Source organism: Stutzerimonas stutzeri, from assembly GCF_000935215.1.
Taxonomy (GTDB): domain Bacteria; phylum Pseudomonadota; class Gammaproteobacteria; order Pseudomonadales; family Pseudomonadaceae; genus Stutzerimonas.
The window spans coordinates 1-5,946 of the sequence record NZ_JXXD01000134.1 but is presented as its reverse complement, the minus strand read 5'-3'; the positions used below and the strand labels follow the sequence as shown (position 1 = coordinate 5,946).

The window sequence follows — 5,946 nt, the reverse complement described above, 5'->3', positions numbered from 1 at the left end:
GCCCGCGCGCGGTGTATGAGTTGATCCGCGCGCGCTACCTGGCGCAGTTCCTGCCCAACCACGAGTACGACCGCACCCAGGCTGACTTCGACTGCGCCGGCCAGGCGCTGCGGGCGGTGGGCAAGCGCATCGTTGAACCGGGCTGGAAACGCGCCATGCCCGAAGCGCTGGCGCCGGCACGGGGCAATCGCGAAGCAGCCGCGCCGCAGAGCCTTCCGGCATTGCAACAAGGCCAGGACTACGCGGTGGGCGAGATCACGCTCAAGGACCAGCAGACCCAGCCGCCGAAGCCTTTCACCGAAGGCGACCTGATCAAGGCGATGAAGAGCGTCGCCAAGCTGGTGGATGACCCGCGGTTGAAACAGAAACTCAAGGACACCACCGGCATCGGCACCGAGGCGACCCGCGCCGGAATCATCCAGGGCCTGCTCGACCGCGGCTATCTGGTTCGCCAGGGCAAGGCACTGGCGGCGACGCCGGCGGCGTTCAGCCTGATCGACGCCGTGCCGCGGCCGATCGCCGATCCCGGGACTACGGCGATCTGGGAGCAGGCGCTGGACATGGTGCAGAGCGGCGAGATGCCGCTGGAAGAATTCGTCGCCAAACAGTCGGCGTGGATGAGCAAGCTGGTCGAACGTTGCGCCGGTCTGTGCATGACCATCAGCGGCCCGCCGATGGCCACCGGCCGCGGCGGAAAACCATGGAAGAAGAAACGCAGCGCCGCACCACGCAAACCGGCTCGCCGACGCAAGCCGGCAACCGCAGACTGAGCCACAGCTCGGGGGTGGTTACGTTTCCAGACTCAGTAGGCGCAGCGCGGGAGCGTTCTTGACCGCGAATCGCGCCTATCCCAGACCAGTCCGAAACAAGCAGCTGCCCTAGTGAACCTCCAGCACCTCGTAGCACTGCGGCTGGCCGTTGACCCGCAGCTCCACTTCGTCACCGATCCGGCGCCCCAGCAGCCCGTGCCCCAACGGCGAACGCGGCGAGATCACCAGAATCTCCCGGCCTTCATGCTGCAATTTCAGCCCCGCGGCATCCGGGCCAAGGAAGAACCAGCGTTCGACGCCATCGTGCTCCAGGCAAAGCAGCGCTCCGACCCGCACGTACTCGTGCGAGCCGATGGTCGGCTGCAGGTTGCGGTAGGCGGCAAGCGCCGTCTCGATCTCGTGCAGGCGCCGTCTTTGCCCATCGGCGAGGTAGGCGGCTTCCAGGCCGCGGGTGTCGTACTTGTTCTCGGCCTTGCTCTCGGCATGGGTGGCGGCCTCGTGGGTCGCGGCCAGCACAGCCTTGGCGACCTCGCGGTCGGCTTCGAGGGTGGCGATGATCTGCTGCTGAAGGGCGGTCTTGTTCATGGGCCAGGCTTATAGCCCGGCGGCGCGCCGAAGGGAATGGCTGCGTCGCTGTTCGGCGCTGCACCCGCCTCAATGACCGCATCGGCCAGCCAGGGATTGCGGCCCTCGGCGATCCACTCCAGAGTCTCGTGCCAGAAACCGTTGCGATGCCGATCATGGAACAGACCGAAATGGCCGATGCGCTCGAAGCCCATCGCGCGGGGATTGAGCTGCACCAGCTGGCGCGGGCTGTTATGAAAGTAGCCTAAGCCCCGACGCATCGCAGCCGGCGTGGCGAACTCGTCGTCAGTGGTACTGACCGCGAGGATCGGCGCGCGAATCGCGGCGAAGCGGCTAAACAGAAGTTCGTGTTCGTCAGGCGGGTAGCTGTCTTCCAGGCGCGCGCCGCGCCGGGACCACTCCAGCGCGACGCCGGCCGGAAGATCTTCCAGCCAGCCGAAGCGCCGGCCGGGAAAATAGCCAGCCAGCCGGGTAACCGCGGGCATGAACAGGTGCCATTTGGCGTACATACGCAGGCGCTGCTCGGCGGCGTAGTCGCGCCAGTAGGCGTACTGCCCGGCCACGTTGAGGTAGCGGTCCACCTGACTTGCAGCAGCGGCAAAGCCCGGCATGAAGCCACCGGCGCTATGCCCCACTGCAACCAGCAACCCTTGCGGATCACGCTCACGCATATAGCGCACCGCGGCATCGAAGTCATACTCGCCCCAGTCGCGCCAGCGCATCTGCATGCCGCGCAGGCGCTGCGGTCGTGAGCCGCCGATGCCGCGAAAGTCGTAGGTCAGTGCAGTAAAACCGTGCTCAGTGAGAAAGCTCGCGTAGCGTGCGTAATAGCGCGAAAGCACCCCGGTGGCGCAGCTGATGATCACCGCGCCGCGCTCGGCGCCTGCCGGCCGCCACAGCTGCGCGGCGAGGGTGAAACCATCAGTGCAGTGCAGGGCAACGGACTCGGGCATGGCAAGGACCTTTCGAATTGTTGTGCCGCCACCTTGCCCCGCAGCGCACATTTTTGCCATAACCTGCCGGCACCTTTGCGCAGCGACCGCAGTCTGTTTATGACAGCCGCATTACCACTGCAGCCTGGTGGCCTGCAGCGCAATACCTCATCCTGGTTTCCACTGGCATTACCGCCCCGAACCAAGGCGCCGACGCGCTGCGGGTTCCTGGCGGCTTGGAGAAAAGTTCATGACCGGCGAACAGCTGATCGTCTTTGGCGTACTGGCGGCAACGCTGGTGCTGTTCGTCTGGAATCGCTGGCGCTACGACCTGGTCGCCCTCGGCGCGCTGCTCGCCTGCGCACTGACCGGCGTCGTGCCGGCGGACGAGGTGTTCTCCGGCATCGGCCATCCCGCCGTGATCTCGGTGGCCGCGGTGCTGGTCCTCAGCCGCGGCCTGCTCAACGCCGGCGTGGTGGATTCCGTAGCACGGCGGCTGATGCAGGTCGGCGAACGCCCATGGGCGCAGGTCGCCGCACTGACCGGAATCGTCGCGCTCAGCTCGGGCTTCATGAACAACGTCGGCGCGCTGGCGCTGTTCATGCCGGTGGCGATCTGGATGTCGCGCCAGAGCGGGCGCTCACCGTCGTATCTGCTGATGCCACTGGCGTTCGGCTCGTTGCTCGGCGGCACTCTGACGCTGATCGGCACCCCGCCGAACCTGATCATCGCCGGTTATCGCGCCGAGGCTGGCGAGGCACCGTTCGGCATGTTCGCCTTTCTCCCGGTGGGCGCTGCGGTGACCGTCGCCGGCGTGCTGTTTATCGCCCTGCTCGGCTGGCGGCTGGTGCCGCGGCGACAGGAACAGGAAGGCAACGGCGATTTGTTCGAGATCAGCGCCTACCTCACCGAAGTGCGGGTACCGGAAAGCTGCAAATACGCCGGACGCACGCTGCACGCGCTGATCAATGCGGTGGAGGACGAAGCCGATGTGCAGGTGATCGCCCTGGTGCGCGGCGACGAGCGCCAGCGCATGCCGTCCACCTACGAGGTGCTGCGCGAGGGCGACATCCTGCTGGTGGAAGCGGATTCGGACAGTCTCAAGGCGCTGCTCGACGTCACCGGCGTCGAGCTGGCGGCCAATGTTGACGAGCAGGAGGACAAGGCACAGAACGAGCAGAAGGCCGCCGAACAGGCGCTCGAAGACGAGAGGACCGAAAAGAATCACAAGAGCCGGCACGGCGAGCTGACCCTGGCCGAAGCCATCGTCTCCCCCGGCTCGATACTGGTGGGCACGACCGCCAGCGGCCTCGACCTGCGCGAGCGCCACGGCGTCAACGTGCTGGCCGTCGCCCGCCAGGGGCAGCGGCTGCGCCAGCGCCTCGGCAAGATTCGCTTTGCTAGCGGCGACATCCTGCTGTTGCAAGCCCGCGAGGACGCGCTGCAGTCGAGCCTGAACAGCCTGGGATGCCTGCCGCTGGCGTCCCGCGGGCTGAGCATCACCACACCGCGTAACGTGCTGCTGGCCAGTGCCATCTTCGCCATCACGCTGGCCTGTATTGCCTTCGGCCTGGTGCCGGCAGCCACCGCGCTGGTCACCGGCGCGCTGGTGATGATCCTGGTCGGGCTGATTCCCGTGGGCGGCATCTACGACAGCATCGACATGCCGGTCATCGTGCTGGTCGCGGCGATGTTACCGGTCGGTGAGGCGCTGGAAAGCAGCGGAGGCTCGCAGCTGATTGCCGAAACCCTGCTGGGACTGGGCCAGTCGTTGCCAGCGGCGGCGACACTGGCGCTGCTGATGGTGGCAGTGATGCTGATCTCCAACGTGGTCAACAACGCCGCGGCGGCAGTGCTCGCCGCACCCGTGGCGATCAGCCTGGCACGTGGGATGGACGTCTCGGCTGATCCGTTCCTGATGGCCGTGGCGATCGGTGCCTCCTGTGCCTTCCTGACGCCCATCGGGCATCAGTCAAACACGCTGGTGATGGCACCGGGCGGCTACCGCTTCGGCGACTACTGGCGGCTGGGCCTGCCGCTGTCGATTCTGGTGGTGCTCTGCGCCGTACCGGCGATTCTCTGGATCTGGCCGCTATGAGCAGCCACAGTGGCACCGGTGCCCAGCGTCCGCGGGCGCTCCGACTACTACCAAGGCGGAAGGAAAATTAGCCCATTGAGCAATGGCAGTACACGCAGACAGATCCGACGATGGCTGCCAGAATCGCGTCGACCTGACGATGCGCAGCGCGCGGTGTCAGGCGAAACGGCATACCCTGCTTTGCGTGCGACGCCTGCAACACGAGATCGCTGATGATCCGCCAACGCCTCAAGACCCCGCTGGTATCCGCACTGCTCATCGCCATGCTGATGGGCTGGGGCGGCCATGCGCTGTCGTGGCTGAACGGCGCGGCTCAGCATGGTGCTGGCGCCCACTGGCACGACGATCACCATCATCACACTCCCAGCCATGAATGGCGGCCCGGCAACTGCACGCTGTGCCAGCTGCAACACGTGCACGTGCTTGGCGATCACATCCACGAAACACCCCATCCCATGCTTCTGCTCAGCCTGTCTGCGCAGCCCGAGCGCACCGACCTGCCAGCCTGGCCACGGCGCGCGCTGCCAGAAGGGCCGGTGTCACGCATCGAGCGTCCACCTCGCGTCTGATCCTGCTGCGACCGCGGTTGCCTCAGGCGACCTCTTTTCACCAGCTCAGGACCATTCCATGCATTCGCAATCCCTGCGCGGGCTCGCTGCGTTTTACGCACGCCTCCGCCACTCGCTGCTGCCGGTTTTCGGCATGCTGCTGTTCTTCCTCATGCCCGACGCACTCGCCCATGGCGTGGCCGAAGGCGACAAGGGCTTCATCCAGGAAAGCTCCGGCGTGATGCTGCTGCCGTTCATTTACATGGGCGCCAAGCACATGATCACCGGCTACGACCACCTGCTGTTCCTCTTCGGGGTGATCTTCTTCCTCTACCGACTCAAGGACGTCGGGCTCTACGTCACCCTGTTCGCAGTAGGCCACTCGGTCACCCTGCTGCTCGGCGTGCTGATGGAGATCAGCGTCAGCGCCTATCTGATCGACGCCATCATCGGTTTCTCGGTCGTCTACAAGGCACTGGACAACCTCGGCGCCTTTCAACGCTGGTTCGGCTATCAGCCCGATACCCGCGCCGCGACGCTGGTGTTCGGCCTGATCCATGGCTTCGGCCTGGCGACCAAGATTCTCGAATACGAGATTGCCGCCGATGGCCTGATCGCCAACCTGATCGCCTTCAACGTCGGCGTCGAGGTCGGCCAGCTGCTGGCGCTGAGCGCCATCCTCATTGCCATGGGCTACTGGCGGCGCACCGCCGGCTTCTGGCGCCACGCCTACACCGCCAACGTCGCCATGATGAGCGCCGGTTTCCTGCTGATGGGCTACCAGCTCACCGGCCTGGCCCTGTCTTCGTAAGGAATTTGCCCCATGTACAACAACCAACGTCCCGATCTGAGCGAGCTGCCCAGCAGCAGCCAGCTGCTGCGCTCCACCCTCATCGCCCTGATCGCCGCCGGCGTGCTGCTGGTAACCGTGGTGATGCCCGCCGAGTACGCCATCGACCCGACCGGTGCCGGCCGACTGCTGGGCCTGACCCAGATGGGCGAACTGAAGCAGA

General features: G+C 65.8%; 6 protein-coding genes and 1 pseudogene. 5 read left to right on the top strand and 2 right to left on the bottom strand.

Features of this window, described 5'->3' with window-relative positions; all coding sequences use genetic code 11:
• Window positions 1–770, top strand: a 770-nt coding sequence (locus LO50_RS14290) for a DNA topoisomerase (RefSeq protein ID WP_044315429.1), incomplete at its 5' end; no start/stop codon positions are given.
• Window positions 771–878: 108 nt separating this feature from the next.
• Here the strand turns inward: LO50_RS14290 and LO50_RS14285 are convergent.
• Both LO50_RS14285 and LO50_RS14280 read right to left on the bottom strand, forming a co-directional pair.
• A complete protein-coding gene (locus tag LO50_RS14285) occupies window positions 879–1,355 on the bottom strand; it encodes a GreA/GreB family elongation factor (protein ID WP_044315428.1) in 477 nt (158 codons plus the stop codon).
• Window positions 1,352–2,308 carry an alpha/beta hydrolase family protein gene (locus LO50_RS14280; protein WP_044315427.1) on the bottom strand — a complete coding sequence of 319 codons (957 nt, stop codon included), beginning with the start codon at window positions 2,306–2,308 and terminating at the stop codon, window positions 1,352–1,354. Before LO50_RS14280 ends, LO50_RS14285 begins: the two co-directional genes overlap by 4 nt.
• 229 nt (window positions 2,309–2,537) lie before the next feature.
• Here LO50_RS14280 and LO50_RS14275 point away from each other — a divergent pair, with 229 nt between their 5' ends.
• From LO50_RS14275 to LO50_RS14260, 4 genes and pseudogenes are all read left to right on the top strand, one after another.
• A complete protein-coding gene (locus tag LO50_RS14275) occupies window positions 2,538–4,385 on the top strand; it encodes an SLC13 family permease (protein ID WP_044315426.1) in 1,848 nt (615 codons plus the stop codon).
• A gap of 212 nt (window positions 4,386–4,597) precedes the next feature.
• Window positions 4,598–4,954: a hypothetical protein gene (locus LO50_RS14270; protein WP_044315425.1), complete on the top strand. Its 357-nt coding sequence runs from the start codon at window positions 4,598–4,600 to the stop codon at window positions 4,952–4,954.
• A 58-nt stretch (window positions 4,955–5,012) separates the two neighbouring features.
• On the top strand, window positions 5,013–5,744 hold the full coding sequence (locus LO50_RS14265) for a HupE/UreJ family protein (protein WP_044315424.1): 732 nt from the start codon (window positions 5,013–5,015) through the stop codon (window positions 5,742–5,744).
• Window positions 5,745–5,756: 12 nt separating this feature from the next.
• Window positions 5,757–5,946, top strand: a pseudogene (locus tag LO50_RS14260) (transmembrane anchor protein); the annotation flags it as partial.

Coding starts and splice junctions, on each gene's coding strand:
- LO50_RS14285 (WP_044315428.1), bottom strand. CDS start 1,355: ATGAACAAGACCGCCCTTCAGCAGCAGATCATCGCCACCCTCGAAGCC.
- LO50_RS14280 (WP_044315427.1), bottom strand. CDS start 2,308: ATGCCCGAGTCCGTTGCCCTGCACTGCACTGATGGTTTCACCCTCGCC.
- LO50_RS14275 (WP_044315426.1), top strand. CDS start 2,538: ATGACCGGCGAACAGCTGATCGTCTTTGGCGTACTGGCGGCAACGCTG.
- LO50_RS14270 (WP_044315425.1), top strand. CDS start 4,598: ATGATCCGCCAACGCCTCAAGACCCCGCTGGTATCCGCACTGCTCATC.
- LO50_RS14265 (WP_044315424.1), top strand. CDS start 5,013: ATGCATTCGCAATCCCTGCGCGGGCTCGCTGCGTTTTACGCACGCCTC.